The following is a 26,030-nucleotide window of genomic DNA, read 5'->3' as shown; positions in this document are numbered from 1 at the left end:
CTCCCGTTTGTGCGGATTTGAAGTTGGCGTTGCTCATCCCTTGCTTCCGCCCACGGTCATGGCCTGCACGACGTAGCGCTGGAAGATCAGGAACAGGATCACGACCGGAAGCGAGGCGATCACGCCCGAGGCCATGACGCGGCCGAGCCCCTCCGATTGCGCGAAGTTCGACTGGATGCTGGCAAGCCCCAGGGTGATGGTGAAGTATTCCCGCTGCTGCGCCGAGACGAGCGGCCAGAGATAGTCGTTCCAGGCGTAGAGAAAGGTCAGGATCGCCAGCGTCATCATCGCGGGCCGCGCGAGCGGCAGCATGACGTACCAGAAGATCCTGAGCCAGCCGACCCCGTCGAGACGCGCCGCCTCCTCGATGTCGCGGGGGATCGCGCGGAAGAACTGCATCATCAGGAAGACGCCGATCGGCACCGCCATGCGCGGCAGGATCAGCGCGTGGTAGCTGTTGTGCCAGCCCAGGTCCGCGAACATCGTGTAGAGCGGGATGAACACCGCCTGTTCGGGCACCATCAGCCCGATCAGGCACAGGACGGTGATCGTGCGCTTGCAGGGGAATTCCAGCCGCGCCAGCGCATATCCGGCGGTGGTGGACACGGTCAGCACGCCCAGCGTCATGCCGGCCGCCACGATGATCGAATTGAGAAACCACCACGGCGTCTGGCCGAAGGCGAAGAGATCCGCGTAATTCTGCGCCGTGAAGGGCAGGGGGACCAGCCCGAAGGCCGTGCTGGAGGTGGTGCGCGCCAGAACGTCGTTGGGCTGGAATGACAGCGACAGCATCCACAGCGTCGGCACGAGCCAGAGAAAGGCGGGGATCGAGAGCGCGATCACGAGCAGGGTGTAGCCGCGGCTGGCCATCATTTCTTCTCCCGTCCGATGATGAACTGGATGACCGAGAAGCTGCCCATGATGACGAACAGGAACACCGCCATGGCCGAGGCGCGGCCAAGCTCGCTGTCGCGGAACCCGGTCTGGTAGATGTAGCGCACCAGCACCTGCGTGGTGTCGTTGGGCCCGCCCTGCGTCATCAGGTGCGACTGCCCGAAGACCTGGAAATGCAGGATGATCTGAAGGATCACCACCAGCGTGATCGTCCGCTTGAGATTGGGCAGGGTGATGTGCCGGAACGCGCGTGCGCCGGTGCAGTTGTCCAGCGCCGCCGCCTCGTAGAGATCCCTCGAGATGTCCTGAAGCCCGGCCAGGAACAGGATCATGGCGATGCCCAGCGACCACCAGATCGTCGCGATCACGATGGCCGCCATGGCGAACCGTTCGTCCGTGAGCCATGTGATCGGCGTGCCGCCAAGCGTCTGGGTGATGTTGGCGATCAGCCCCTGGCGGGGTGAGAACATGATCTGCCAGACCAGCGTCACGACCGTCACCGACAGCACCTGGCTGAGAAAGAACAGCGTGCGCAGCACCGACATCGCGCGCGTCTCGCGGTTCAGCGCGGCGGCCAGGATCATGGCCGAGAGGGTGACGCCGGGGACAGTCAGGCTTACGAACAGTACGGTGTTGCCCACGGTGGGCCAGAAGCGGCGGTCATACCAGCGCCCGCCCTCGCCCGGGGCGAAGCCGCCCAGGCCGATGGCCAGAAATCCCAGCACCGCAAGGCCGATGGCAGTGACGCGGGTCACGCGGCCCGTCAGGTGAAGCCCCGCCGCCGCGATCACGCCAAGATATCCCGCCCCCTGCACCAGCGGCCGGCTCAGCGGGCCCCATTCGATGTTCCGGCCCCACATGACGCGGACGTAATTCTCGAAGCCCACGAAGCTTTTCGCATCGGGGTTGAAGGCCACGGCCAGCAGGTTCCAGTCGTGCAGGCTGATCCAGATGCCGCGGAAGAAGGGGTAGACGAGAAACAGGGCATAGACGGCAAGGAAGGGCAGAAGCAACACCCAGGCGGCCGGCGTCTGGGTCATGTGGCGCCCTGCGCCTTGTGGCGACCTTGGCATTCGGCGGTTCCTCCCCTGCAAGGATCTTCTGCGAATCTTCTTGCGCTAAAATTATTAGCAATATTTATTAGCATTAGCAAGAAGCATGCGGAAAGCATGCAGGAAACATGGATGCCGATGTCTGACGATCCCAATTCACCGCCCCAGAAAGTGACCATGAAGGATGTTGCGCGCCATGCGGGCGTGTCGCAGAGCACGGTGTCCTTCGTTCTCAGCGGGGCCGAGGAAATGCGCATCGGGCGCGAGACCCGGGCCCGCGTCCTGGCCGCCGTGGCAGAGTTGGGCTACCGCCCCAAGGGCGCGGGGCGCCCGCCCAAGCAGGGCGGGCTTCAGGTGATCGGGGTCATGTTCGACGAGATCGCCACCAGTCCCTTCGCCGCCATCTCGATCGATGGGATCCAGGAAGAGGCGTGGAAACAGGACATCCTGGTCGAGGTGGTGATGACCGGCGGCGATGCCGCCTACGAGGAGGCGGTCCTGAAGAAATGGATGCAGGACGGCGTGCACGGCGTGGTCTACGGCTCGATCCTGACGCGCGAGCGCGTGCCGCCCCCGCTGCTGGCGCGGCTGAGGGCGATCCTGCTGAACTGCCACGACCCCGACGGCGCGTTTCCGGCCGTGGTCCCCGCCGAGAGGCGCGGTGGCGAGGCCGCCACCCGCGCGCTGATCGCCGCCGGGCACCGTCGCATCGCCTTCATCTCGGGCGAGCCGTGGATGGAGGCGTCCGAGCAGCGCATGGAGGGCTATCGCCGCGCGCTGGACGCGGCCGGCATCGCCTTCGATCCGGCGCTGGTCGTCGAGGGCAACTTCCTGCCCAGCGGTGGCCGCGACGCGACGCTGGAACTGATGGCCCGCAGCCCCCGCCCCGACGCGATCTTCTGCGCCAACGATCTGATGGCGGTGGGCGCCTACGAGGCGCTCAAGGAACTTGGAGAGCGCATCGGCGAGACCATCGCCGTGATGGGCTATGACGACCAGGAGATCGCCCAGCACCTCTCGCCGCAGCTCTCCACGGTGCTGCTGCCGCACCGCGAGATGGGCCAGCTCTGCGTCCAGCGCCTGCTGGCGCCAGGCGAGATCGAAATGGAGGAGATCAGGCTCGAATGCCCGCTGGTCGCACGGCAGTCGCATATGCGGCGTGCGTGCCCAGGTGCCTAGCGAGCGTATGACAAACAGTAGTACAGAACGCGGCCGTTGACGCTGAATCAGCGCTGCTGGTACGCCTTGTTTTGCTCAGGCTATCAACGGTGATAAGTGCCTTTCACGGAAGCGCAACCGTTGTCGGGTGCGCCAAGCCCCCCCGCGAACCCAGATGGGCGCCTAGGCTTCTTCAATCAACCGCGCGGACGTAGGGCATGGAGGAGAAATTCTGAGGCATGGCTTCTACTTTTCTTGGGATCCCGATTGACGTCATCAACGCACTCACGGGCGTAGTCACAGCCGTAGCTGCTGCAGGAGCTGCCGGGTTTGCCTATGTCGGCCTCAAGACTTGGCGGCAGGAGATGATTGGCCGTCGCAAGGCCGAACTGGCTGAAGACCTAATCGCAGGTTTCTATGAGGCGAGAGACATCTTTATGAGCGCGCGAAGCCCAGGTGCGCTTGGTAGCGAATACGACGAAATTGATCTTGGTGCAGTCGAGGGCCACGACTACGAAGAGATCCTCAAGACCTTCTATCTGCCTGTATCTCGGATCAACCATAGTCGAGAGACTCTGGCCTCCCTGCATGCGCGGCGCTACCGGGCAAGAGTACTGTTCGGCAGCGATATTGATGAAGCGTTCGCTATTCTCAGGTCGGTCGAAGCAGGTATCATCAGCTCCTCCAATTTGCTGCGACGCCTAGTTCTCGCCGCAACCCAGTCTGGCCAAGACCCGCTGAAGAACGAAAGGTTTCGGGAATACGAAGAAAGGCTGTTCTACGCCGGGGAGAATGACGATGCGATAAAGTCCGAACTTGATCAGGCGGTGCAGAAGGTCGAGGAGCTTTGCAGTCCCGCTATCCGGTAGTGTGCCGCTCTCACGCGGTCTGCTCTACGCGATCTGGGGCGTCCTGTAGTGATGGGACAGATCGGAAGGGACGCGTCTACGGAAGTAGAAGATGCCGTTCTTCCAGAAGCTGTGGTTCGGTGTTTTGTGCTCCAGCATGTGCTACGCCCGCCCTCTCCATCGAGAAAGCTGAGGCAAGACAACTGCTTGAACTGAGGCTTGGCGCACCCGACAGGATTCGAACCTGTGACCTCTGCCTTCGGAGGGCAGCGCTCTATCCAGCTGAGCTACGGGTGCCTGAGCGGGCGTATAGCCGAGGTGTTCGCCGGTGGCAATCGGCAAACGGCCGGCGGTGCTAGGACTTCGTCGACCGCGCGGCCTTTTCGGCGTGGCCGGAGACGCCCTCGCGGCGGCGCAGTTCGGCGAGGACGTCTTCGAGGGTAACGCCGGAGGCGGTCAGCATGACCAGAAGGTGGTAGAGTACGTCGGCGGCCTCGGCCGTCAGGTTTTCGCGGTCGCCTCTTGCTGCGGCGATGATGGCCTCGACCGCCTCTTCGCCGAATTTCTCGGCGCATCTGGCGGGGCCTTTTGCCAGCAGAGAGGCGGTGTAGGACGAGCCGGGTTCGGCCGTGCGCCGCGCATCGATGGTGGCGGCGAGGGTGGCGAGGATGTCGCTCATGGCCGCACCGGGATGCCGGCCTTGGCCATGTGGGCCTTGGCCTCGGCGATGGTGTAGGTGCCGAAATGGAAGATCGAGGCGGCCAGCACGGCGCTGGCGTGCCCCTCGAGCACGCCCTCGACCAGGTGGTCGAGCGTGCCCACCCCGCCCGAGGCGATCACCGGGATGCGCACCGCGTCGGCAATGCTGCGGGTGAGTTCGAGGTTGTAGCCGGCCCTGGTGCCGTCCCGGTCCATCGAGGTGAGCAGGATCTCTCCGGCCCCCTTCCTCTCGACCTCGCGGGCGAAGGCCACGGCGTCGATGCCGGTCGCGCGGGTGCCGCCATGGGTGAATATCTCCCAGCGGCCCGGGGCCACGGTCTTGGCGTCGATCGCGACCACGATGCACTGGTTGCCGAACTTGTTGGCGGCCTGGGCCACGACATCCGGGTTGGCCACGGCGGCCGAATTGAAGCTGACCTTGTCGGCGCCGGCGAGAAGCAGCGCGCGGACATCCGCCGGTGTGCGCACGCCGCCGCCGATGGTGAGCGGCATGAAGCACTGCTCGGCGGTGCGGCTGACGAGGTCGTACATCGTGCCGCGGTTTTCCTGGGTGGCGGCGATGTCGAGAAAGCACAGCTCGTCCGCGCCGGCGGCGTCATAGGCCCGGGCGGCCTCGACCGGGTCTCCGGCATCGACCAGATCGACGAAGTTCACGCCCTTGACGACGCGGCCATCCTTGACGTCGAGACAGGGGATCACGCGGATCTTCAGCATGGGCGGGCGGTTCCTTTGGCGGGCCAAGGGCGGGATGCCAGTTTCCCGCCCGCTTGTCCAGCGCGGCACGCGTGCCGCGGCGCCGGATGCCTCCGGCGGGGATATTTGAGGAAAGTGGAAGGCTCAGGCCGCGAGAAGGGCCAGCGCCTGGCCAAGGTCGAGGGCGCCCTCGTAGATGGCGCGGCCCGAGATCGCCCCGTCGAGCGGCGCGCCGCTGTCCTTGAGCGCGCGCAGGTCGTCGAGGGACGAGACGCCGCCCGAGGCGATCACCGGGATCGAGACGGCGTTCGCAAGGGCGGCGGTGGCGGCCACGTTCGGGCCCTGCATCGCGCCGTCGCGGTCGATGTCGGTGTAGATGATGGCGGCGACGCCCGCATCCTCGAACCGGCGGGCGAGATCGAGGGCCGAGATGTCGGTGGTCTCGGCCCAGCCTTCGACGGCGACCATGCCGTCGCGGGCGTCGATGCCGACGGCGACCTTGCCCGGGAAGGTCCGCGCGGCCTGTTTCACGAGGTCCGGATCGCGCACGGCGACCGTGCCGAGGATCACCCGGGCCAGGCCCTTTGCGAGCCAGCCCTCGATCGTGGCCATGTCGCGGATGCCGCCGCCGAGCTGCGCGGGGATCGAGACGCGCGCGAGGATCGACTCGACCGCTGCCGCGTTCTGCGGCTTGCCGGCGAAGGCCCCGTCGAGATCGACGAGATGCAGCCACCGGCAGCCCGCGGCCGCGAATTTCGCGGCCTGCGCCGCGGGGTCGTCGCCGAACACGGTCGCCTGCGCCATGTCGCCCTTGTAGAGGCGCACGCATTTGCCGTCCTTAAGGTCGATGGCGGGATAGAGGATCATCGGGTCAGCTCCGCTTTGACTGGCGCCCTGATAGGGGAGCACGGCGGGAGATGCAAAAGCAAAGGGCAGTCCTCAGGGGCGCCAGGTCAGGAAGTTCGCGATCAGCCTGAGCCCGGTCTTCTGGCTCTTTTCGGGGTGGAACTGCGTGCCGATCATGGTGTCGCGCCCGATCGCCGCGGTGATCGGCCCGCCATGGTCGGCGGTGGCGAGGCGGTGCGCCGGGTTCTCGGGCAGGACGTGGTAGGAGTGGACGAAATAGGCGTGATCGCCTTCGCCGATGCCGGCGAAGACCGGGTGCGGGGCGATGTTCTCGAGCGCGTTCCAGCCCATGTGCGGGATCTTGAGCGCAGGGTCGGACGGCGCGATCATCACGCATTCGCCGGGAATCCAGCCGAAGCCGGGCGCGTCGTGGCCATGCTCGCGGCCCAGGGTCGCCATCAGCTGCTGGCCGACGCAGATGCCCAGGAAGGGGGTGCCGGCAGTCACCTTTTCGACCAGCGCCTCGACCATGCCGGGCACCGCGTCGAGCCCGGCGCGGCAATCGGCGAAGGCGCCGACGCCGGGCAGCACGATCCGGTCCGCGCGGCGCACCGCGTCGGGATCCTTGCTGACCCGGACCGGGGCGCTGCCTGTCTCGGCCGCCATGCGCTGGAAGCTTTTCTCGGCAGAGTGCAGGTTGCCGCTTTCGTAATCGATGATGACCGTGGTCATTCCGTCAGCGTCCCCTTGGTGGAAGGCACGGCATCGGCCTTGCGCGGGTCTGTCTCAAGTGCGTCGCGCAGCGCGCGGGCGACCGCCTTGAAGGCGGCTTCCGCGATGTGGTGGCTGTTCAGGCCGTCGAGCTTCTCGACATGCAGCGTGATGCCGCCGTTCATCGCGAAGGCGGTGAAGAATTCGCGCACCAGCTCGGTGTCGAAGCTGCCGATCCTTGCGGCGGTGAAGTCCACCTTCCACACGAGATAGGGCCGCCCGGAAAGATCGAGGGCGGCGCGCACCAGCGTGTCGTCCATCGGCAGAAGGCACGATCCGTAGCGGCGGATGCCGCGCTTGTCGCCCATGGCCCGGGTCAGTGCCTTTCCGAGGGCGATGCCCACATCCTCGACCGTGTGGTGGTCGTCGATGTGCAGATCGCCCTCGGCCCGGACGGTCATGTCGATCAGCGCGTGGCGCGCAAGCTGGTCGAGCATGTGGTCGAAGAAGCCCACGCCGGTCGCGTTGTCGTAGCGCCCGGTGCCGTCGAGATCGATCTCGACCCGGATCTTTGTCTCGGCGGTGTTCCGCTCTATGGTCGCCTTGCGCATTGCCCTGGGCCCCCGTTCTGGTCCGCTGCGCTTATAGGGGCAGGCCCGAGCCGAGAAAAGCCCCGCCCGAGAAGGAGACATCGGATGTTGCGCCGTTACCTGCTGCCCTGCCTTGTCCTGACGCTTGCCGCCTGCGGCCTGAACGGGAATTACCGCGACACGTCGATCCCGATGGAGAGTGTCGCGCAGCTCGACACCGAGCGGTATCTCGGGCTGTGGTACGAGATCGCGCGCTTTCCCAACCGGTTCGAGGAAGGCTGCGTCGGGGTGACGGCGGAGTACGGGCTGCTCGAAAACGGGCGCATCAGCGTCACCAATTCCTGCCGGCAGGGGACGCTCGACGGCGAGCTGGAGGTGGCCGAGGGAAGCGCAAGGATCGCGGCGCCGGGGCAGTTGAAGGTGAAGTTCGTCGAGTGGCTGCCCTTCGAGGGGGATTACTGGGTGATCGGGCTGTCGGAGGATTATTCGGTCAGCGTGGTGGGCGTGCCCTCGGGGGATTTCGGCTGGATCCTGGCGCGCGAGCCGCAGATTTCGGACGAGGCGCTGGCGGAGGCGCGCGCCGTGCTGGAACGCTTCGGCTACGACACCAGCCGCCTGTCCTATACGCTTCAGGAAGGCTGACGCCGGCGCGGTTGATTTTGAACTGAACATGTGTTCATTTTTCCCGAAAACGGGAGGATGGACGATGTTCAGCGCATCCATGCGATTCGACTGTGGCGAGGATGTCGAGGCGCTGCGCGAGATGGTGCATGGCTGGGCGCAGAAGCGCGTGGCCCCGATCGCGGCCGACATCGACCGCGAGAACCGCTTTCCCGACGCGCTGTGGCGCGAGATGGGGGATCTGGGCCTGCTGGGCATCACCGTGCCCGAGGCGTTCGGCGGCGCGGGCATGGGCTATCTTGCGCATGTGGTTGCCGTCGAAGAGATCGCCCGCGCCAGCGCAAGCGTGAGCCTGTCCTACGGGGCGCATTCGAACCTGTGCGTGAACCAGATCGCGTTGAACGGAAACGCGGCGCAGAAGGCGCGATACCTGCCGAAGCTGATATCGGGCGAGCATGTCGGAAGTCTTGCCATGTCCGAGGCGGGGGCCGGGTCGGACGTGGTGTCGATGAAGCTGCGCGCCGAGAAGCGCAACGACCGCTTCGTGCTGAACGGGGCGAAATACTGGATCACCAACAGCCCCGATGCGAGCGTGCTGATCGTCTATGCCAAGACCGACCCGGAGGCGGGCGCGAAGGGCATCACCGCCTTCCTGATCGAGCGGGAGATGAAGGGCTTTTCCGTCGGGCCGCATTTCGACAAGCTGGGCATGCGCGGCTCGAACACCGCCGAGATCGTGTTCGAGGATGTGGAGGTTCCCTTCGAAAACGTGCTTGGGCGCGAGGGAGAGGGGGTGCGGGTGCTGATGTCGGGGCTCGATTACGAGCGCGTGGTGCTGTCGGGCATCGGCGTGGGCATCATGCACAGCATCCTCGACCATATCATGCCCTACATGCACGAGCGGCGGCAGTTCGGCGAGAAGATCGGGAACTTCCAGCTGATGCAGGGCAAGATCGCCGACATCTATACCACGATGAATTCCGCCCGGGCCTATGTCTACGAGGTGGCCCGCGCCTGCGACCGGGGCGAGGTCACGCGCCAGGACGCGGCGGCCTGCGTGCTGTACGCCAGCGAGAAGGCGATGGAGATGGCGGTGCAGGGGGTGCAGGCCATGGGCGGGGCGGGCTATCTGAACGACAGCCCGCTGGCCCGCATCCTGCGGGATGCGAAACTGATGGAGATCGGCGCCGGCACCTCGGAAATCCGGCGCATGCTGATCGGGCGCGAGCTGATGCGGGTCACGGCATGAGGGTGGTCCTGGCGTTGGTGACCATGCTTGGGTTGCCGGGCACGGGTGCGGCGGATGCGGCAGAGGTGATCGACCGCTATGCCGCCTGCCAGTCAGGGGGTGGCGACTGTCTTGCGCTGCTGCGGGCGGCCTGTGACAGCGAGGGGCCGTCCTGTCGTGCCGGGCTGGCCGAGGAAATCGAGCACCGGATAGCGCTGGAACTGGAGGCGCTTGCGCAGACCGATCCCGCGCTTTGGGCCGATGCGGCACGCATCCAGCGCGGGATTGGCGCGGCCTTTGCCCGGTCCTGTGCACGGGCGGTGGCGCGCACCGAGGCGGATATGCAGCTGGACCGGGCCGCACGCTGCGCGCTTTCGGCGGCGGATGTGCGCTATCGCAGGCTTGCCGAGGCGGCGGCGCAGCCATGAGCGGGGTCGAGGATACCCAGGCGAACCGCGCGGCGCATCTGGAGGCGATCGCCACGATCCGCGCGGCGGCCCTTGCTGCGGCGGCAGGCGGCGGGGCCGAGGCGCAGGCGCGCCATGCGGCGCGCGGCAAGATGGCGCCACGGGCGCGGGTGGCGGCGTTGCTGGATCCGGGCAGCCCGTTCCTGGAAATCGGCGCGCTGGCGGCCCATGGCATGTATGACGGCGTAGCACCCGGCGCGGGGCTGGTCGCGGGCATCGGCCAGGTGCACGGGCGCCCGGTCATGGTCGTCTGCAACGATGCCACCGTGAAGGGTGGCACCTATTACCCGATGACGGTGAAGAAGCATCTCCGCGCGCAGGAGATCGCCGCCGAGAACCGCCTTCCTTGCGTCTATCTGGTGGACAGCGGCGGTGCCAACCTGCCCAACCAGGACGAGGTGTTCCCCGACCGCGACCATTTCGGGCGCATCTTCTACAACCAGGCCAACATGAGCGCGCGCGGCATCGCCCAGATCGCGGTGGTCATGGGCTCCTGCACCGCCGGGGGGGCCTATGTCCCGGCGATGTCGGACGTGTCCATCATCGTGAAGGAGCAGGGCACGATCTTTCTGGCCGGCCCGCCGCTGGTGAAGGCCGCCACCGGCGAGGAGGTCAGCGCCGAGGAACTGGGCGGCGGCGACGTGCATACGCGGCTTTCGGGCGTCGCGGATTACCTGGCCGAGAACGACGCCCACGCGCTGGTGCTGGCCCGCCAGGCGATCGCCGCGCTCGGGCCCCCGCAGGCGGGGGCGCTCGCCCGGCGATGTCCGGCGCCGCCGGACGGCGACCCCGAGGCGCTGCTCTCGCTGGTGCCGGCCGATCTGCGCAAGGCCTATGACGTGCGCGGCGTGATCCGGCTGCTGGTGGATGGCGGGCGCTTCGACGAGTTCAAGGCCCGCTACGGCACCACGCTCGTCTGCGGCTTTGCCGACCTGGACGGCTGGCCGGTGGGGATCCTGGCCAACAACGGCGTCCTGTTCTCGGAGGCGGCCGAGAAGGGCGCGCATTTCGTCCAGCTCTGCGCGCAGCGGAGGGCGCCGCTGATCTTTCTTCAGAACATCACCGGCTTCATGGTCGGCCGCGCGGCAGAGGCGGGCGGGATCGCGCGGGCCGGTGCGAAGCTGGTCACCGCCGTGGCGACGGTTGCGGTTCCGAAGATCACCGTGCTGATCGGCGCCTCGTACGGGGCGGGCAATTACGGCATGGCGGGGCGCGCCTATTCCCCGCGCTTCCTGTGGAGTTGGCCCATCGCCCGCATCGCCGTGATGGGCGGCGCGCAGGCGGCCGGCGTGCTGGCCACCGTGCGCCGCGAGGGGATCGAGCGGCGCGGCGGCACCTGGTCGGCGGAGGATGAGGCCGCGTTCCGCGCGCCGATCCTCGGGCAGTTCGAGGAACAGTCGCACCCGCTTCATGCCTCGGCGCGGCTTTGGGATGACGGCGTGATCGACCCGCGCCACACGCGGCAGGTGCTGTCGCTGTCGCTTCAGGCCTGCGCCGGGGCCGAGATCCCGGAGACGCGCTTCGGCCTGTTCAGGATGTGAGGCGCGATGTTCCGCAAGCTTCTGATCGCCAACCGTGGAGAGATCGCCTGCCGGATCATCCGCACCGCGCGGCGCATGGGCATCGCGACGGTCGCCGTTCATTCCGACGCCGATGCGGGCGCGCTGCATGTCGCCATGGCGGACGAGGCGGTGCGGATCGGCCCTGCGCCGGTCCGGCAGAGCTATCTCGACGGCGAGGCGATCCTGCGTGCCGCCCGCGCGAGCGGCGCCGAGGCGATCCATCCCGGCTATGGCTTCCTGTCCGAGAACCCCGATTTCGTCGATGCGGTGGAGGCGGCGGGGCTGGTCTTCGTGGGCCCCTCGGCCGCGGCGATCCGGGCGATGGGGCTGAAGGACCGGGCCAAGGCGCTGATGGCCGAGGCGGGCGTTCCGGTCGTGCCCGGCTATCACGGGGCGCGGCAGGAGCCGGATTTCCTGGCCGGTTGCGCCGAGGAGATCGGCTACCCGGTGCTGATCAAGGCCGTCGCGGGCGGCGGCGGCAAGGGAATGCGGCGGGTGGCCGTGCCGCAGGATTTCGCCGAGGCGCTGGAAGGCGCCCGACGCGAGGCGCTGGCCGCCTTCGGCAATGGCGACGTTCTGATCGAGAAATGGATCGACACGCCCCGTCACATCGAGGTGCAGGTCTTCGGCGACGGGCGCGCGGCCATCCACCTGTTCGAGCGCGACTGCTCGCTTCAGCGCCGGCACCAGAAGGTGATCGAGGAGGCCCCGGCGCCCGGCATGACCGCCGAATTGCGCGCCGCCATGGGCGCCGCGGCGGTGCGTGCGGCCCGGGCGATCGGCTATGCCGGTGCGGGCACGGTCGAGTTCATCGCCGACGGTGCCGGACCGCTGCGCGCCGACGGGTTCTGGTTCATGGAGATGAACACCCGCCTGCAGGTCGAGCATCCGGTGACCGAGGCGGTGACGGGCATCGACCTGGTGGAATGGCAGCTGCGCGTCGCCTTCGGAGAGCCTTTGCCGCTGGCGCAGGAGGATCTGCGCCTGAGCGGCCACGCGATCGAGGCGCGGGTCTATGCCGAGGATCCGGCGAACGGCTTCCTGCCCGCCACCGGGCACCTGAGCCATGTCGATTTCGACGGCGGCCTGCGTGTCGAGGCCGGCGTGCGCGCGGGTGACGCGATCACGCCGCATTACGACCCGATGATCGCGAAGCTGATCGCGACCGGACCGGACCGGGCGGCGGCCATGGCCGCGCTGAGGCGGGGGCTTGCGCGGTCGGTGGTCGCCGGATCGGTGACCAACATGGGCTTCCTGGGGCGCCTGCTGGCGCATCCCGACTTCGCTGCGGGCCGGATCGACACCGGCCTGATCGAGCGCGACGCCGTGGCACTGACCGCGCCGCCCGTGCCCCTTGGGGATAGCTGGGCCCTGGCCGCGCTGGCCGCCTGCGACCTGCCCCGGGCGGGGGCCACGGGCTTTCACCTGTGGGTGCCGTTGCCGTTGCCGGTCACACTGGAGTGGCAGGGAAAGCGGGTCGACCTGACGCTTCGGCAGCCCGCGCCGGACGCCTTCGAGGTGGACACGCCCGAGGGCCGGGTGCGCCTGAGCGATGTCCGGCGCGACGGCGAGGTGTGGCACCATGGTCGCGACGGGCATCGCCGGCGGACCTGGGTCGCGCCGGGGCCGGACCGCGTGACCCTTGCGCAGGACGGCGAGGCGCTGATCTTCGGGCGGCCCGATCCGCTGGCGGCTGGCTTGGAAGAACGCGGCGCCGATGTGCTGCGCGCCCCGATGCCGGGGCTGGTAACGCAGATGCGTGCCAGCCCCGGGGCGCGGGTTGCGCAGGGGGATCTGCTGGTCGTGCTGGAGGCGATGAAGATGGAGCATGTGCTGCGCGCGCCCCGTGACGGGGTGATCGCGGATGTGACCGTGACCGAGGGCGCGCAGGTTGCGCAGGATGCCGTGCTGCTGCGGCTGGAAGTGGCCGATGACTGAGCGGGTCACGCTGGTCGAGGTCGGGCCGCGCGACGGCCTGCAGAACGAGGCGCGGCAGATCCCGGCCAGCGACAAGATCGCGCTGGTGGACCTGCTGTCTGCCACCGGCCTGACCCGGATCGAGGTGACAAGCTTCGTCAGCCCGCGCTGGGTGCCGCAACTCGCCGATGCGGCAGAGGTCATGGCGGGGATCGCCCGCAGGCCGGGGGTGGTCTATTCGGCGCTCACCCCCAACCTGAGGGGGTACCAGGCCGCGCGCGCTTCGGGCGCGGACGCCGTCGCGGTCTTTGCCGCCGCTTCGGAAAGCTTTTCCCGCCGCAACATCAATGCGGGCATCGACGAAAGCCTCGCACGCTTTGCGCCGGTGATCGACGCGGCGCGCGCCGACGGCATCCCGGTGCGGGGTTATGTCTCCTGCGTGACGGAATGCCCCTACGAGGGGGCGGTCGCGCCTGCCGCGGTGGCCGATGTGGCGCATCGGTTGATCGCGATGGGCGCGGGCGAGGTGTCGCTGGGCGAGACGCTGGGCCGTGCCACGCCCGAGCAGGTTGACGCGATGCTGGCGGCGGTGCTGGACGAGGTGCCTGTCGACCGGCTGGCCGGGCATTTCCACGACACCGCCGGACGAGCGCTGGAGAATATCGACGTGGCGCTGGCCCATGGGTTGCGGGTGTTCGATGCCGCCGCCGGTGGGCTGGGCGGCTGTCCCTATGCACCCGGCGCGGCCGGCAATGTCGCGACCGAGGCCGTTGCGCGGTTCCTCGCGCAGCGGGGCTTCGGGACCGGCCTCGACGAGGGGGGGCTGGAGCGGGCGGCCGATTTCGCGCGCAGCCTGAGGGAGGATCACGATGGTCTGGCAACAGATCCGGCTTGAAACCGATGCCCGCGGCGTCGCCACGCTGACGCTGGACAGGCCTGAGCGGCACAATGCGCTGTCCGCGCGCATGGTGGCGGAACTGGCCGAGGCTGCGGCGCTGCTGGGCGCGGACCCCGCGGTGCGGGCGGTGGTGCTGACCGGGGCCGGCGCGTCCTTCTGCGCCGGGGGCGACCTGGAATGGATGCGCGCGCAGTTTGCCGCGGACCGCGCCACACGGATGCACGAGGCGCGGCGCATCGCGCACATGCTGCGCGACCTGAACCTGATGCCGAAGCCACTGATCGCGCGGGTGAACGGCACCGCGATGGGCGGTGGGCTGGGGCTGATGTCGGTGGCCGATGTCGCTGTCGCCGTGACCGGGGCGCGCTTCGGCTTTTCCGAGGTGCGGCTGGGGCTGATCCCGGCGACCATCTCGCCTTATGTGCTGGCGCGGATGGGCGAGGGGCCGGCGCGGCGGGTGTTCATGAGCGGGCGCGTCTTCTGTGCCGAGGAGTTGCCTGCGCTGGGGCTGGCCGCCCGCGTGGTAGCACCCGACGCGCTGGACGCGGCCGTCGAGGCCGAGATCGCGCCCTGCCTTGTCGCCGCGCCCGGGGCCGTGGCCACGGCAAAGCGGCTGGCGCGCCGCCTCGGCCCGGTGATCGACGATGCCCTGATCGAGGAAACCGTCGCCCTTCTGGCCGATTGCTGGGAAGGGGAAGAGGCGCAGGAGGGCATCGCCGCCTTTCTGGAAAAGCGCAGGCCCCGCTGGGGCTGACGCCCTCAGGCGCGCGAGGCGATGGCGTTGGCCTTGAGGTCTTCGAGGCTCACGACGGCCAGCGTCGCGTGGTGCGTCGACTCCAGCACGACGGGGGGCGCCATGCCCGCGGCCAGCGCCTCGGCCCAGCGCCCCGCGCACAGGCACCAGCGGTCGCCGGGCTTCAGCCCCGGAAAGCCGAATTCCGGGCGCGGCGTGCTCAGATCGTTGCCCCGCTCCTTCGAGAAGGCGAGGAAGCCCGCGCTCATCACCGCGCAGACCGTGTGCGTGCCGCGGTCCATCGGGCCGGTGTTGCAGCAGCCATCCCGCCAGAAGCCGGTCAGCGGCTCGGTAGAACAGGGCGAAAGCGCTCCGCCCAGCACGTTCACGGAAGGTATCTGTCCTGGAACCGGTCGTGTCATGTCAGTACCCCGTCATTTCAAGATAGCCGACCCCCTGATGGGTGCCGGAGTAGCGGATCGGCCCTTCCCAGTAGGGGAAGGCCGTGGTCATGTAGCTTTGCGCGTTGACCGGCTCGGTCACAAGGTCGATGCCGCGCGACGGCAACGCCACGCGCCAGCGGACGGGGATTTCGCGCCCCAGCACGGTTTCGGTGCCGAGCGGTTCCATCACCAGCGCGCCGTCTGGCAGGGGCGTGGGCGTGCCATCGGCCGCGATGAAGGTGCCGGGTGCATAGGCCGTGCCGTCCGCGTTGCGCAGGCGGTAGGCCATCAGCTTATCGCCGCCGGGCAGATGCAGCGAGAACCAGTCCCAGCCGGTCTGCCCTGACGTCAGCGGCTGCGAGGACCATTCCCGGTCGAGCCAGCCGCGCCCCGTCACCGCGATCTCGCGCCCGTCAAGCGTGACGGTGCCTTCGGCCGTATAGAAGGGCTGGCTGTAGTAGTAGGAGGCCTGCCCGGCATCCGACTTCACCGAAAAGCCCCGCTCGCCCTGCAGCACCACCGGCCCGGTGGCCGTGAGGCGGAGGTCATAGGAAAAATCGTCGCCGCGGGCGGTCAGGTGCAGGGCATCGAACGGATCGGCGGTCTGGGGGGCCGTGCCCAGCATCCGCCAGTCGTCGATCCACGCCTCGAAGGGCGTGGCGGTCACGCCCGCCTGTCCGATACCGCCGCGGGCGAATATCTCTGACAGGTGGTGGTCCCCGGGTGTGGTCACGGCCGCGTGGCCCATCCAGACCTGTTCCGCGGCCCAGCCCTCTCCCAACCCGGCGTCGGGACGCATCGCCTGGCGGAAAAGCGTCCATTGCAGGCCCATGGGCGTGCCGTCTGCGGCCTCGAGGTTGGCGGTCAGGTACCACCATTCGATACGGTAGTCGGGATGTGGCCCGTGATCGGCGGGAAACGCGAAGCTGCGGCCGGGCGTCACCTGTGCGTAATCCTCGGCGGCACTGCCGAGGCCGGCATAGCCCTGCGCCGCCGCAACGGGCGCGAGAAGCAGCCACATCAGGATCGCGGTCAGACTAGCGTGCATCGGCAAACACCCTCAGCAGCAGGGCGGGCGGCGTGCGGCGCAGGCGCCCGGCGGGAAGGGCCGCGGCGATGCCGGCACTGAGAACGGCAAGGACCACCAGCGCCGCCCACTGGCCGGGATAGTGCCGCAGCGGGATGCGCCAGCCGAAAGCCTCGACGTTGATCACGGCCAGCAGGATCCACGCGACGAGGATGCCGAGCGGGATCGCAAGGATCGCGGTCAGAAGTGCCAGGAACAGCGCCCGCAGCAGTTCCAGCCGGCCCAGTTGCGCCCGCGTCAGCCCCATCGCCCAGAGCGGGGCAAGCTGCGGCAGCCGCATGCCGGCCAGCGTCAGAAGGCTGGTCAGCAGCGCCAGCCCCGCCACGGCGAAGGTCAGCACGTTCAGCGCCAGCGTGACGGCGAAGGTCCGCTCGAAGATGTCGCGGCTGAAGGACTTGAGCGCCGCCTGGTCCACCGCCTGTTGCGGGTCCGGCGCGAAGCGGGACTCGAGTGCCGACAGCACCGGCCCCGGCGCGGCGCCGGGCACCAGGCGGACGGCGAAATTTTCCCGCGGCGTGTCCGGCCAGCGGGTGTTCAGTTCCGCCTCGGAGGTGATCGCCTGCCCGAGCGGGTTGCCGTAGTCGGGGTAGATCCCCACGACCCGCGCCTCCCATCCGGGTTGCGGCTGGAAGGCGTCGCCGGGACCGAGCTCGAGCCGCCGGGCGAACTGTTCGCTCAGAAGGATGCCGTCGCCTGCCGCCACGCTGTCCCAGGCGTCGGGGGTCGCGTCGACCAGGGGCCAGTTCTCGCGATACATCGCATCATCGCGAATGCCGAACAGCTCATAGGGCCAGCCGTCGGCCACCATGTCCGTGTGCTGGACGGGCAGCACGGCCAGCACGTCGTCGCGGGCCTGGAGGAACGTCTCCATCTCTGCCGCCTCGGTGCCGTCGCGACCGCGGACGTAAAGCTCTGCCGCCAGCCGCTGGTCGAGCCAGCCGAGAAAGGTGGTGCGGAAGCTGCTGACCATCGCGCCCACGCCGATATTGACCGACAGCGCCAGCAGCAGCGCCATGAGCGCCAGCGACAGCCCGCCGATCTGGGCGCGGCTTTCGGCGACGAACCACTCTGCCACGGGCCCGCGCACTTGCCCGCGCAGCAGCTTGATCACCCCCGCCAGCGCGCCCGGCAGCGCAAGCGCCGCGGCGATCAGCACCGCGCCCATCAGGGCAAACCCCGCGATCAGCCCGCTGCCCGCGACCGCAAGCGCAACCGCTGCCAGCGCCAGCAGGGCCGCCGCTATCCCCTGTAGCCGCAACGTGCGGGACTGCGCGCCATGCCATGCCTCGGTCTGGGCGGTTGCCAGCACCGGCAGCGCGCGCAGCTTCCAGAACGCCCCGGCCGAGGCGACCAGCGTTCCCGCCAGGGTCATCGCGAAACCGGCGGCCCACCAGCCGGGCCTGAGGCTGAGCTGCCCCGCGACCTCGGCGCCGTAAAGCCCGCGCAGCGAGGCGGCGACATCCGGCAGAAGGCTTGCCGCCATCAGGTAGCCAAGGCTCATGCCGATGGCTGCGGCGATCGTGGCCAGGAGTCCCAGTTCCAGCAGCATCATTCCACCCAGCCGCCCCCGCGAGACACCGATGGCGCAGAGCGTGCGCAGCATCGGTCGGCGCTGCTCGAAGGCAAGCCCGATGGTGGCGTGGACGATGAAGAGGCCCACGACGAAGGACAGCAGCCCGAAGGCGGTCAGGTTCAGGTGGAAGCTGTCGGTCAGCCGGGCAAGTTCCGGCTCTTCCTGTGGCGCGACCCTTTCCAGCCGATCGCCGGTGATGGCGGTGATCGGTGGGATGCCCGGCTTCTGGCCCGGGGCGATCACCAGCCGGTCGAGGCGGCCATCCCGGCTCAGAAGCCGTTGCGCGAGCGCGATGTCCGCGATCAGCACGCCCGCCGGCAGGTCGGGTGCGAGTACCGCCCCGGGTGCGCCCGGAACCGCCTCAAGCCGCGCGATCGTCCCGGCGCTGGCGAAGACCCGGTAGGGCGGCGTCAGGAACCCGCCCAGGTCGCCCGCCGTCTCGAAGCCCGCGCCACCCAGCGCCGCGGGGGGCAGGCTCAGCGCATCGACCCCCAGCAGGCGGAAGCGCTGGCCATCGGGGCGCCAGACCCCCTCGATCACGGGAGAGACGCGCCAGCCCGCGCGGCGCAGGGCGACATGATCCTCGGGCGCGATGCCACCGCCGTCCGCGGCGACCAGCGCCGCGAGTTGGTCGCCGCCCAGCACCGCGGCGGCCCGGTCGTAGGACGCGCGCGCCTCGGCGTTCAGCGCCTGCACCCCTGACCAGAGCGCGGTCGCGACGGCAAGCCCCGCGATCAGCGCAAGCAACTGCCCCGGCCGCCGCCGCCAGTGGCTGACAAGCGTCGCGAGGATCGCAAGCGACATGGTCATGCCAGCCTGCCCGCGCGAAGCAGCCGCACCTGCCCCAGCCGTGCGGCCAGGCGCGGCGAATGGGTGACCAGGATCAGCGCCATTCCGGCCTCGGCCACCAGGTCCAGCATCAGGTCGAGCACGGCATCGCCGGTCGCCTCGTCCAGGTTGCCGGTCGGCTCGTCAGCCAGCAGCAGGGGGGGCGCCGCCGCCAGCGCGCGGGCGATCGCCACGCGCTGCTGCTGGCCCCCTGACAGCTGTTCCGGATAGCGGTCTTCCAGCCCCGACAGGCCCAGCCGCTCGATCAGGCGGCGGTTCCGCGCGGCATCGTGGCGCCCGGCAAGCCGCGCCTGCAGCGACACGTTCTGCGCGACCGGCAGGCTCTGGACCAGGTTGAACTGCTGGAACACCAGCCCGACCCGGTCCCGGCGCAACGCGGCGCGGCCGGCATCGTCCAGTGCGGCGATATCCTGCCCGCCCAGCACGATCCGCCCGGTATCGGGCGCGTCCAGCCCCGCGATCAGATGCAGAAGCGTGCTTTTCCCGCTGCCCGACTCGCCGGTCAGCGCCAGCGTCTCGCCCTGGCCCAGCGCCAGGTCCACGCCGTCGAGGATGCGCAGGGCGCCATGGGATTTCGACAGGTTCTCGACATGCAGCATGACCGCTCCCGCAGGGTGTTCCGCGCAGAGGGTAAGCGCTGCGGCAGGATTGCCAAGGGCGACCGATTGTCTGCGGGGGGGCGTCGCCGGCGCTGTTCCGGGCTGTCAGGCCCTGTCGGCGCGGCGGTGATCCACCATCCGGGCCGTTGCGATCTGCGCCGTATCGATCGAGGCCAGCACAGCATCCACGCCGAGCTGCATCATCAGATGGGGGTCCCGCACAAGGGCGGGGCCGCCCGCGACGGTCAGGATCCGCCGGTTGCGCGAGACGGCGCGCAGCTCTGCGACAAGGGTCGCCGCCGCGTCCGCCTTTTCCGCCCGGCCGAGCGACAGCCCCAGGACATCGACATCGCTGCCCTCGACGATGGCGCGCAGCTGGTTGCGGTCGGCGTCGGGAACATAGTGGACCTGCCAGCCGGCATGCTCGAAATACTCGGCGACCAGCGCCGGCCCGAAAGTGTGGATCGCGCCCGGCTCGGGGAAGATGCAGATCGACCGCGGGTTCGCCAGCATGATCGGCGCCCCCTCCAGTTCGACGGACACGAAATGCATCAGGCGCTGCAGGGTGCCGACCGCGACCGTCACGTCGACGAAGCTGACATTGTCGTTGTCCCACAGCGCGCCCAGCTTCTTCACCGCGGGGGCCAGAAGGCCCAGCTGCAACTGCTCGAAGCTCATGCCGCCGCGGTGCAGCGCGCGGATCTCGGACCGGGCCTGGTCCTCGCGGCCCTGGAGAACCATGGCGACCATGGTGTCGGACAGTCCCTCGTCCTGGCCCGACTTCCGGCCGGATGGAAGGATCAGCGCCGGATCGAGCATCAGGGAAGGCGCGATACGATGTTCGAGGATGCGCCGGATGCGGAGGAGATGGTGATCCGAATGCTGCGGATCCTGCCGCTGTCCGGATAGATTTTCGCCATCGCGCGTCGTCATTCGCTTTCCGCCCATGGTCGCCAGTCACGCCACAGATAGGACGTTAGCGCATTCAGTCTCGTTCAACAAACGGCTCTGAACATGCGTTGCCGGGTTGCCGGGAATCGACGCAACCCCCATCGTCGGCCCTGGATGATAGGATCGAATTTCAGCCGGAGGCCCCATGGCCCGCATTTTCATCGCCTTCGTCGCCATGCTCCTGACGGTCCTGCCGCTTCACGCGCAGACCGATCCCTTGCCGCTGAAGCGGCCGCTTTACGAGCATGACACCGATTTCTACGGCGGTGATCTGCGGTCGATCTTCGATACCACGCCCGAGTTCTGCCGCGCGGCCTGCGATGCCGAGACGCAGTGCCAGGCCTTCACCTACAACACCCGCTCGGCGTCGTGCTTTCTGAAGACCGGCGTCGAGCGGCGCGACCCCTATGTCGGGGCCGTATCCGCCGTCATGCTGCCGATCCCGCCCGAGATCCGGGCCCGCGCCGCGCGGCGGGCAGCCGCGCTGGACTTCCTTGCCCCCGGCGCCATCGGCGAGGCAGGGGACTTCGTCGAGAGGATTGTCGTCGGCCATGCTGGCGGGACGGATGCCGGTGCGCTGCTGGCCGAGGCGCGGCAGGGCGCGAGGGCGGGTGATTTCCGCGCCGCGATGGACAGCGCCGGGATGGCGGCAGCCCTGGCCGACCGGGCCGAGACATGGGCGGCCTATTCCGAATACGCGCTGGCGGTCAGGACCAATGACGGCGAGGAACGCGCCAACCTGCGGCGCGACGCGCTGAACGCCGCTGTGGCATCGGTCCTGCGGGCACCTGACGGGGCAGAGTTGCAGAACGCGCTTGCAGCGCTGGCCGTGGCGCTGGAGGCCAATGCACAGGGCCGCGCCAGTATCGATGCGCTGCGCCTTGCGCTGGCCGAGGGGCCGCGCGCGGATCTGTCTGCGGCGCTGGATCGGGTCGTCGGGCTCTACGGGTTTCGGGTATCGGACAGCCGCGTCGACAGCGATGCCGGCACCCCGCGCGTCTGCATCACCTTTTCCGAGCCGCTGGTTGCCGGGGCCGTGGATTACGCGGATTACCTGAGCCTGCCTTCCCCGGGACTTGCGGTGACCGCCGACGGGCGGGATCTGTGCATCGAGGGGATGGCGCATGGCAGCGAGTTGGCGCTGACCCTGCGCCCGGGCCTGCCCGCGCAAAGCGGCGAGGTGCTGGCCCGCGCCGTGGACCAGAGTTTCTATGTCCGCGACCGCACGCCTTCGCTGCGCTTTCCGGGGCGCGCCTATGTCCTGCCGCGCAGCGCCGATGCGGCGATTCCGCTGATCGGCGTCAATGTCCCGCGGGCAGAGGTGGCGATCCATGCGATCCCGGATGCGGGGCTTCGCGCGGCGCTGCGCGACGGTATCGTGGGCAGCCCGCTGGCGGGCTACGACGAGGAGCGTCTGGCGGACGAGCTGGGCACGCCGGTCTGGTCCGGCGTCGCGGAACTCGGGATGGAGCTGAACCGCGACGTGACCACCACGCTGCCCCTGGGCGAGACGGTGCAGGACTTCGTGCCGGGCGTCTATGCCATGACCGCCCGGCTTCCCGGCGCCGAGGACTGGGAGCGTGCGGCGACGCAATGGTTCATCGTGACCGATCTGGGCCTGTCCACCCTGTCCGGCCCCGATGGGGTGCATGTCTTCGTGCGCGGGCTCGGCTCGGCCGCGCCCCGGCCGGGGGTAGAGGTGGCGCTTGTCGCGCGCAACGGCGCGGCGCTGGGGCGGGCCGTGACCGATGCCGGGGGCTACGCCGTCTTTCCTCCGGGGCTGGCCCGTGGCACCGGGGGATCTGCGCCCGCGCTTCTGACCGCGACCGGCGCCGAGGGGGATTACGCCTTTCTGGACCTGACCGAGGCGGCCATGGATCTGGGCGATCGCGGGGTTGCCGGACGCGCCGCGCCGCCGCCGGTAGACGTGTTCATCGCCACCGATCGCGGCGCCTATCGGCCAGGCGAGCGGCTGAACGCGACGATCCTGGCCCGTGATCCGGCAAGCCGCGGGATCGCGGGGCTGCCGCTGACGGCGGTGATCCTGCGCCCCGACGGGGTCGAGCATGGTCGTCAGACCCTGACGGACGCAGGGGCCGGGGGGCGGGTGCTGGCGCTCGACCTGCCGGATGGCGCGATGCGCGGACCGTGGCGGCTGCGCGTCCACGCCGATCCCGAGGCGCCGGCGCTGGCCGATGCCGGCTTCCTGGTCGAGGATTTCGTGCCAGAGCGGATCGATTTCACGCTCGACCTGCCCGAGGGGCCGGTGGATCTGTCAGCGCTGCCGCCGCTCGGGATCGAGGCGCGGTTCCTGTTCGGCGCCCCGGGTGCCGGGCTGACGGTCGATGGCGACCTGCTGGTATCCGCCACGGACGGTGTCGCGGGCTTCCCCGGCTACCGCTTCGGGCCGACCGACAGCCAGTTTTCCACGCAATATGCCCCGCTTGCCGAGCGCCCGCTGGTTACGGGCGCCGATGGCAGGCTTTCGCTGCCGCTTTTTCCCAGCCGTCCCGAGATGGCGGATCGCCCGCTGGAACTGACGGCGGTGGTGCGGCTGGCCGACACTTCGGGCCGACCGGTAGAGCGGCGGATCACCCGCCCGGTCCGCCCGGATGCGCCGTTGATCGGGGTGCGGCCGCTGTTCGACGGGGATGTCCCCGAAGGCAGCAGCGCCGCCTTCGACGTGATCGCGCTGGGCGCGGGCGGCGCGCAGGTCGCGATGCCGGGGCTGCGCTGGGAGCTGGTCCGCGTCGAGACCGACTACCAGTGGTACGAACTGAACGGCCGGTGGAATTTCGAGCGGATCGAAAGCCGCAACCGCATCGCGGACGGCACGATCGACACGCTGGCCGATGCGCCCGTGCGGATCGAGGCAGGTGTCGACTGGGGGCGCTACGAGTTGTCGGTCGCAGGCGCCTCGGGGGGCTATGCGCGCACGGTCACGGCCTTCGATGCGGGCTGGTATGCCGCCGATGCCGGGACCGAGACGCCCGACCTGCTGGAGGTCTCGCTCGACCGCGAGAGCTATGCCGCCGGCGATACCGCGCGGCTGCGCATCGCGCCGCGCCTGCCCGGCGAGATACAGGTCATGGTGCTGGCCGACGGGCTGATCGAGCGCCGCAGCCTGACGGTGACGGACACCGCCCCGGTGGAGGTCGATCTGGCGGTGACCGATGCCTGGGGGATCGGCGCCTATGTGGTGGCAAGCCATGTCCGCCCGCTGGAGCGTGCCGCCGGGCGCAACCCGTCGCGGGCGATCGGGCTTGGCTGGGTCGGGATCGAGCCGGGGCCGCGCAGGCTGGAAGCGGCCTTTACTTCCCGGGCCGAGGCGGCACCGCGCGGGGTGCACATGGCAAGTCTTGCGGTGACGGGTGCACAGCCGGGCGAGACGGTTTTCGCGACGGTTTCGGCCGTCGATCTGGGCATCCTGAACCTGACCGGATCCGAGCCGCCCGATCCGGCGGCGCATTACCTGGGTCAGCGGCGGCTGGGCTTCGAGTTGCGCGATCTCTATGGCCGGCTGATCGACGGCATGCAGGGCAGCCCCGGGCGCCTGCGCTCGGGCGGCGATGGCGGGGCCGCGTCGCTGGCCGGCCCACCGCCGACCGAGCGGCTGATGGCCGTGTTCTCGGGGCCGCTGACGCTGGATGCGGAAGGCAGGGCAAGCGTTCCCGTGCCCCTGCCGGACTTCAACGGAACGGTGCGGCTCGACGCGGTGGTCTGGTCCGCGAGCGGTGTCGGATCGGCCAGCCAGGAGCTTCTGGTCCGCGACCCGGTCGTGCTGAGCGCCACGCTGCCCCGCTTTCTTGCGCCCGGCGACCGGTCCGAGATCGTGTTCGACCTGACCCATGTGTCCGGCCCCGCCGGGCCGGTGAGCGTGACCCTGACCGGCACCGATGCGCTGCCGCTGCCCGACGTGGCCCTGAGCGCGCGCCTCGAGGCTGGAGGGCGCGCAACGCTTTCGGTGCCGATAACTGCCGGGGCGGTGGGCGACAACGGGCTTGTCGTGCAGCTCACCACGCCCGACGGTCAGGTGTTGACCAAGGAGCTGGCGCTGGGGATACGGGCGAACGATCCGGGGATCGCGCGCCAGTCGCGCCTGACGCTTGAGCCGGGGCAATCGCTCGACCTGACGGGCGACCTGCTGGCGGGGCTGGTTCCCGGCACCGGGCGGGTGCTGGTCTCGGCTGGGGCGCTGGCGCGGTTCGACGTGCCTGGGTTGCTGGCCGCGCTCGACGCCTATCCCTTCGGCTGCACGGAACAGATCGTGTCGCGCGCGCTGCCGCTGCTTTACTACGACCAGATGGCGGCCTCGCTGGACCTGCTGGGGCAGGAAAGGCTGGATACCAGGATGCGCGATGCGCTGAACTCGGTGCTGGGGCGGCAGGCATCGGACGGGAGTTTCGGGCTCTGGCGGCCGGGCGACGGCGATCTTTGGCTCGATGCCTATGTCACCGACTTCCTGTCGCGCGCCCGGGCCGAGGGGCACCCGGTGTCCGAGCGCGCCTTCGACGCGGCGTTGCGCAACCTTGCCAACGCGGTGAATGCCGCGCCCGATTTCGAGAATGGCGGCGAGGGGCTGGCCTATGCGCTGATGGTGCTGGCGCGCGAGGGCCGCGCCTCGATCGGGGATCTGCGCTACTATGCCGACAGCCGGGCGGATGCCTTCGCGACGCCGCTGGCGCTGGCGCAGCTGGGTGCGGGGCTGGCCGCCTATGGCGATCCGGCGCGGGCCGACGCGATGTTCCGCGCGGCGGCTGCAAGGCTTGGCGAGGGCGAGGCCGACAGCGGCTGGCGCGCCGATTACGGAACGGCGGCGCGCGACCGGGCGGCGGTGCTGACGCTGGCGGTGGAGGCCGGAAGCCAGGCGCTGGACCGGGCGGATCTGACCGAGGCGGTGGTGCGGGACGCGCGGCCCGGGCGAAGCGCGTCCACGCAGGAACAGCTCTGGACGGTGCTTGCCGCCCATGCGCTGGGCGCGGTCGGGGCCGAGCCGGGCCTCACCCTTGACGGGGCCGCCCCCGCCGGTCCGCTGGCCGAGGCCTTTGATGGGCAGGACCTTGCCACCCCGCGCCGCATCGCGAATGACGGGGCGCTGGCGGTGCCGGTGGTGCTGACCGTCTTCGGCACGCCCGAGGCGGCCGAACCCGCTCAAGGCAACGGCTACCGGATCGAGCGGCAGCTCTTCACGCCCGAGGGCGCGCCGGTGGATCCGCAGTCGATCCGCCGGAACGACCGGATCGTGGTGGTGCTGACCGTCACGCCCGAGCGCGACGGCGCGGCGCGGCTGATGATCACCGATCCGCTTCCAGCGGGCTTCGAGATCGACAACCCCGCGCTCGTCTCGACCGGGAATGTGGCCGGGCTCGACTGGATCGACCTGCCCGACATCGCCCGCCACACCGCGGCCGAGACGATGCGCTATACCGCCGCCGTCGATGCTAGCGGGCGGCAGCCGATCCGGCTGGCCTATGCGGTGCGGGCGATATCGGCCGGGGTGTTCCACCACCCGGCAGCCAGCGTCGAGGACATGTACCGCCCCGCCTTCCGCGCCCGTGGCGCGACAGGGCAGGCCGTGATCGCCCCCTGA

At 69.4% G+C, this 26,030-nt stretch carries 23 protein-coding genes and 1 tRNA gene; 10 read left to right on the top strand and 14 right to left on the bottom strand.

The window, feature by feature from the left end; translation table 11 throughout:
- Positions 1-33: 33 nt before the first annotated feature.
- The gene (locus HMH01_RS13575; RefSeq protein WP_171326306.1) at positions 34-873 is read right to left on the bottom strand and encodes a carbohydrate ABC transporter permease; all 840 of its coding nucleotides are present in this window, start codon (positions 871-873) and stop codon (positions 34-36) included.
- Positions 870-1,934 carry a carbohydrate ABC transporter permease gene (locus HMH01_RS13570; RefSeq protein WP_171326305.1) on the bottom strand — a complete coding sequence of 355 codons (1,065 nt, stop codon included), beginning with the start codon at positions 1,932-1,934 and terminating at the stop codon, positions 870-872. Before HMH01_RS13570 ends, HMH01_RS13575 begins: the two co-directional genes overlap by 4 nt.
- A gap of 150 nt (positions 1,935-2,084) precedes the next feature.
- Between HMH01_RS13570 and HMH01_RS13565 the strand changes: the two genes are divergently transcribed.
- Both HMH01_RS13565 and HMH01_RS13560 read left to right on the top strand, forming a co-directional pair.
- Positions 2,085-3,125, top strand: coding sequence for a LacI family DNA-binding transcriptional regulator (locus tag HMH01_RS13565; protein ID WP_216366855.1), 1,041 nt, complete (start codon positions 2,085-2,087; stop codon positions 3,123-3,125).
- Positions 3,126-3,343: 218 nt separating this feature from the next.
- Positions 3,344-3,973, top strand: coding sequence for a hypothetical protein (locus HMH01_RS13560; protein WP_171326304.1), 630 nt, complete (start codon positions 3,344-3,346; stop codon positions 3,971-3,973).
- Between the two features lie 24 nt (positions 3,974-3,997).
- Here HMH01_RS13560 and HMH01_RS18020 read toward each other — a convergent pair whose 3' ends face one another.
- From HMH01_RS18020 to hisB, 7 genes are all read right to left on the bottom strand, one after another.
- The gene (locus tag HMH01_RS18020; RefSeq protein WP_343035300.1) at positions 3,998-4,111 is read right to left on the bottom strand and encodes a DUF6538 domain-containing protein; all 114 of its coding nucleotides are present in this window, start codon (positions 4,109-4,111) and stop codon (positions 3,998-4,000) included.
- 61 nt (positions 4,112-4,172) lie between these two features.
- Positions 4,173-4,249: transfer RNA gene (locus HMH01_RS13555), tRNA-Arg, on the bottom strand.
- Between the two features lie 58 nt (positions 4,250-4,307).
- The gene (locus HMH01_RS13550) at positions 4,308-4,631 is read right to left on the bottom strand and encodes a phosphoribosyl-ATP diphosphatase (RefSeq protein WP_171326303.1); all 324 of its coding nucleotides are present in this window, start codon (positions 4,629-4,631) and stop codon (positions 4,308-4,310) included.
- Complete coding sequence (hisF, locus tag HMH01_RS13545; RefSeq protein WP_171326302.1) at positions 4,628-5,386, bottom strand: imidazole glycerol phosphate synthase subunit HisF; 759 nt, start codon at positions 5,384-5,386, stop codon at positions 4,628-4,630. Before hisF ends, HMH01_RS13550 begins: the two co-directional genes overlap by 4 nt.
- Positions 5,387-5,509: 123 nt before the next feature.
- Positions 5,510-6,232, bottom strand: coding sequence for a 1-(5-phosphoribosyl)-5-[(5-phosphoribosylamino)methylideneamino]imidazole-4-carboxamide isomerase (gene hisA, locus HMH01_RS13540; RefSeq protein WP_171326301.1), 723 nt, complete (start codon positions 6,230-6,232; stop codon positions 5,510-5,512).
- Between the two features lie 72 nt (positions 6,233-6,304).
- The gene (gene hisH / locus HMH01_RS13535; RefSeq protein WP_171326300.1) at positions 6,305-6,943 is read right to left on the bottom strand and encodes an imidazole glycerol phosphate synthase subunit HisH; all 639 of its coding nucleotides are present in this window, start codon (positions 6,941-6,943) and stop codon (positions 6,305-6,307) included.
- Positions 6,940-7,533, bottom strand: a complete 594-nt coding sequence (hisB, locus tag HMH01_RS13530; protein ID WP_171326299.1) for an imidazoleglycerol-phosphate dehydratase HisB — start codon at positions 7,531-7,533, stop codon at positions 6,940-6,942. Before hisB ends, hisH begins: the two co-directional genes overlap by 4 nt.
- Before the next feature lie 84 nt (positions 7,534-7,617).
- Between hisB and HMH01_RS13525 the strand changes: the two genes are divergently transcribed.
- The 7 genes from HMH01_RS13525 (at position 7,618) to HMH01_RS13495 (ending at position 14,959) form a co-directional block, all read left to right on the top strand.
- Entirely contained in the window at positions 7,618-8,154 is a 537-nt protein-coding gene (locus HMH01_RS13525) for a lipocalin family protein (protein ID WP_171326298.1), read from the top strand.
- Positions 8,155-8,218: 64 nt separating this feature from the next.
- Positions 8,219-9,382: an isovaleryl-CoA dehydrogenase gene (locus HMH01_RS13520; RefSeq protein ID WP_171326297.1), complete on the top strand. Its 1,164-nt coding sequence runs from the start codon at positions 8,219-8,221 to the stop codon at positions 9,380-9,382.
- Positions 9,379-9,789: a hypothetical protein gene (locus tag HMH01_RS13515; RefSeq protein ID WP_171326296.1), complete on the top strand. Its 411-nt coding sequence runs from the start codon at positions 9,379-9,381 to the stop codon at positions 9,787-9,789. Before HMH01_RS13520 ends, HMH01_RS13515 begins: the two co-directional genes overlap by 4 nt.
- Positions 9,786-11,369, top strand: coding sequence for a carboxyl transferase domain-containing protein (locus HMH01_RS13510; RefSeq protein ID WP_171326295.1), 1,584 nt, complete (start codon positions 9,786-9,788; stop codon positions 11,367-11,369). Before HMH01_RS13515 ends, HMH01_RS13510 begins: the two co-directional genes overlap by 4 nt.
- 6 nt (positions 11,370-11,375) lie before the next feature.
- On the top strand, positions 11,376-13,328 hold the full coding sequence (locus HMH01_RS13505; protein ID WP_171326294.1) for an ATP-binding protein: 1,953 nt from the start codon (positions 11,376-11,378) through the stop codon (positions 13,326-13,328).
- On the top strand, positions 13,321-14,202 hold the full coding sequence (locus HMH01_RS13500; RefSeq protein ID WP_171326293.1) for a hydroxymethylglutaryl-CoA lyase: 882 nt from the start codon (positions 13,321-13,323) through the stop codon (positions 14,200-14,202). The genes HMH01_RS13505 and HMH01_RS13500 overlap by 8 nt, the downstream gene beginning before the upstream one ends.
- A complete protein-coding gene (locus HMH01_RS13495) occupies positions 14,177-14,959 on the top strand; it encodes a crotonase/enoyl-CoA hydratase family protein (protein WP_171326292.1) in 783 nt (260 codons plus the stop codon). Before HMH01_RS13500 ends, HMH01_RS13495 begins: the two co-directional genes overlap by 26 nt.
- A 5-nt stretch (positions 14,960-14,964) precedes the next feature.
- On the opposite strand, the gene HMH01_RS13490 is transcribed toward HMH01_RS13495, so the two are convergent.
- The 5 genes from HMH01_RS13490 to HMH01_RS13470 form a co-directional block, all read right to left on the bottom strand.
- Positions 14,965-15,360, bottom strand: a complete 396-nt coding sequence (locus tag HMH01_RS13490) for a DUF2237 family protein (RefSeq protein ID WP_171326291.1) — start codon at positions 15,358-15,360, stop codon at positions 14,965-14,967.
- Position 15,361: 1 nt separating this feature from the next.
- Positions 15,362-16,429, bottom strand: coding sequence for a lipocalin-like domain-containing protein (locus HMH01_RS13485; protein ID WP_171326290.1), 1,068 nt, complete (start codon positions 16,427-16,429; stop codon positions 15,362-15,364).
- Positions 16,419-18,845, bottom strand: coding sequence for an FtsX-like permease family protein (locus HMH01_RS13480; protein WP_171326598.1), 2,427 nt, complete (start codon positions 18,843-18,845; stop codon positions 16,419-16,421). The genes HMH01_RS13485 and HMH01_RS13480 overlap by 11 nt, the downstream gene beginning before the upstream one ends.
- 2 nt (positions 18,846-18,847) lie before the next feature.
- A complete protein-coding gene (locus tag HMH01_RS13475; protein WP_171326289.1) occupies positions 18,848-19,489 on the bottom strand; it encodes an ABC transporter ATP-binding protein in 642 nt (213 codons plus the stop codon).
- Between the two features lie 105 nt (positions 19,490-19,594).
- Positions 19,595-20,308: a cobalamin B12-binding domain-containing protein gene (locus tag HMH01_RS13470; protein WP_171326288.1), complete on the bottom strand. Its 714-nt coding sequence runs from the start codon at positions 20,306-20,308 to the stop codon at positions 19,595-19,597.
- A 277-nt stretch (positions 20,309-20,585) separates the two neighbouring features.
- Here HMH01_RS13470 and HMH01_RS13465 point away from each other — a divergent pair, with 277 nt between their 5' ends.
- Entirely contained in the window at positions 20,586-26,030 is a 5,445-nt protein-coding gene (locus HMH01_RS13465; RefSeq protein WP_171326287.1) for an alpha-2-macroglobulin family protein, read from the top strand.

The organism is Halovulum dunhuangense (assembly GCF_013093415.1).
Classification (GTDB): domain Bacteria; phylum Pseudomonadota; class Alphaproteobacteria; order Rhodobacterales; family Rhodobacteraceae; genus Halovulum; species Halovulum dunhuangense.
Note: the sequence above shows the minus strand (reverse complement) of the source record. Positions and strands in the feature narration are given on the sequence as shown.

Coding starts and splice junctions, on each gene's coding strand:
- HMH01_RS13575 (WP_171326306.1), bottom strand. CDS start 873: ATGATGGCCAGCCGCGGCTACACCCTGCTCGTGATCGCGCTCTCGATC.
- HMH01_RS13570 (WP_171326305.1), bottom strand. CDS start 1,934: ATGACCCAGACGCCGGCCGCCTGGGTGTTGCTTCTGCCCTTCCTTGCC.
- HMH01_RS13565 (WP_216366855.1), top strand. CDS start 2,085: ATGTCTGACGATCCCAATTCACCGCCCCAGAAAGTGACCATGAAGGAT.
- HMH01_RS13560 (WP_171326304.1), top strand. CDS start 3,344: ATGGCTTCTACTTTTCTTGGGATCCCGATTGACGTCATCAACGCACTC.
- HMH01_RS18020 (WP_343035300.1), bottom strand. CDS start 4,111: ATGCTGGAGCACAAAACACCGAACCACAGCTTCTGGAAGAACGGCATC.
- HMH01_RS13550 (WP_171326303.1), bottom strand. CDS start 4,631: ATGAGCGACATCCTCGCCACCCTCGCCGCCACCATCGATGCGCGGCGC.
- hisF (WP_171326302.1), bottom strand. CDS start 5,386: ATGCTGAAGATCCGCGTGATCCCCTGTCTCGACGTCAAGGATGGCCGC.
- hisA (WP_171326301.1), bottom strand. CDS start 6,232: ATGATCCTCTATCCCGCCATCGACCTTAAGGACGGCAAATGCGTGCGC.
- hisH (WP_171326300.1), bottom strand. CDS start 6,943: ATGACCACGGTCATCATCGATTACGAAAGCGGCAACCTGCACTCTGCC.
- hisB (WP_171326299.1), bottom strand. CDS start 7,533: ATGCGCAAGGCGACCATAGAGCGGAACACCGCCGAGACAAAGATCCGG.
- HMH01_RS13525 (WP_171326298.1), top strand. CDS start 7,618: ATGTTGCGCCGTTACCTGCTGCCCTGCCTTGTCCTGACGCTTGCCGCC.
- HMH01_RS13520 (WP_171326297.1), top strand. CDS start 8,219: ATGTTCAGCGCATCCATGCGATTCGACTGTGGCGAGGATGTCGAGGCG.
- HMH01_RS13515 (WP_171326296.1), top strand. CDS start 9,379: ATGAGGGTGGTCCTGGCGTTGGTGACCATGCTTGGGTTGCCGGGCACG.
- HMH01_RS13510 (WP_171326295.1), top strand. CDS start 9,786: ATGAGCGGGGTCGAGGATACCCAGGCGAACCGCGCGGCGCATCTGGAG.
- HMH01_RS13505 (WP_171326294.1), top strand. CDS start 11,376: ATGTTCCGCAAGCTTCTGATCGCCAACCGTGGAGAGATCGCCTGCCGG.
- HMH01_RS13500 (WP_171326293.1), top strand. CDS start 13,321: ATGACTGAGCGGGTCACGCTGGTCGAGGTCGGGCCGCGCGACGGCCTG.
- HMH01_RS13495 (WP_171326292.1), top strand. CDS start 14,177: ATGGTCTGGCAACAGATCCGGCTTGAAACCGATGCCCGCGGCGTCGCC.
- HMH01_RS13490 (WP_171326291.1), bottom strand. CDS start 15,360: ATGACACGACCGGTTCCAGGACAGATACCTTCCGTGAACGTGCTGGGC.
- HMH01_RS13485 (WP_171326290.1), bottom strand. CDS start 16,429: ATGCACGCTAGTCTGACCGCGATCCTGATGTGGCTGCTTCTCGCGCCC.
- HMH01_RS13480 (WP_171326598.1), bottom strand. CDS start 18,845: ATGTCGCTTGCGATCCTCGCGACGCTTGTCAGCCACTGGCGGCGGCGG.
- HMH01_RS13475 (WP_171326289.1), bottom strand. CDS start 19,489: ATGCTGCATGTCGAGAACCTGTCGAAATCCCATGGCGCCCTGCGCATC.
- HMH01_RS13470 (WP_171326288.1), bottom strand. CDS start 20,308: ATGCTCGATCCGGCGCTGATCCTTCCATCCGGCCGGAAGTCGGGCCAG.
- HMH01_RS13465 (WP_171326287.1), top strand. CDS start 20,586: ATGGCCCGCATTTTCATCGCCTTCGTCGCCATGCTCCTGACGGTCCTG.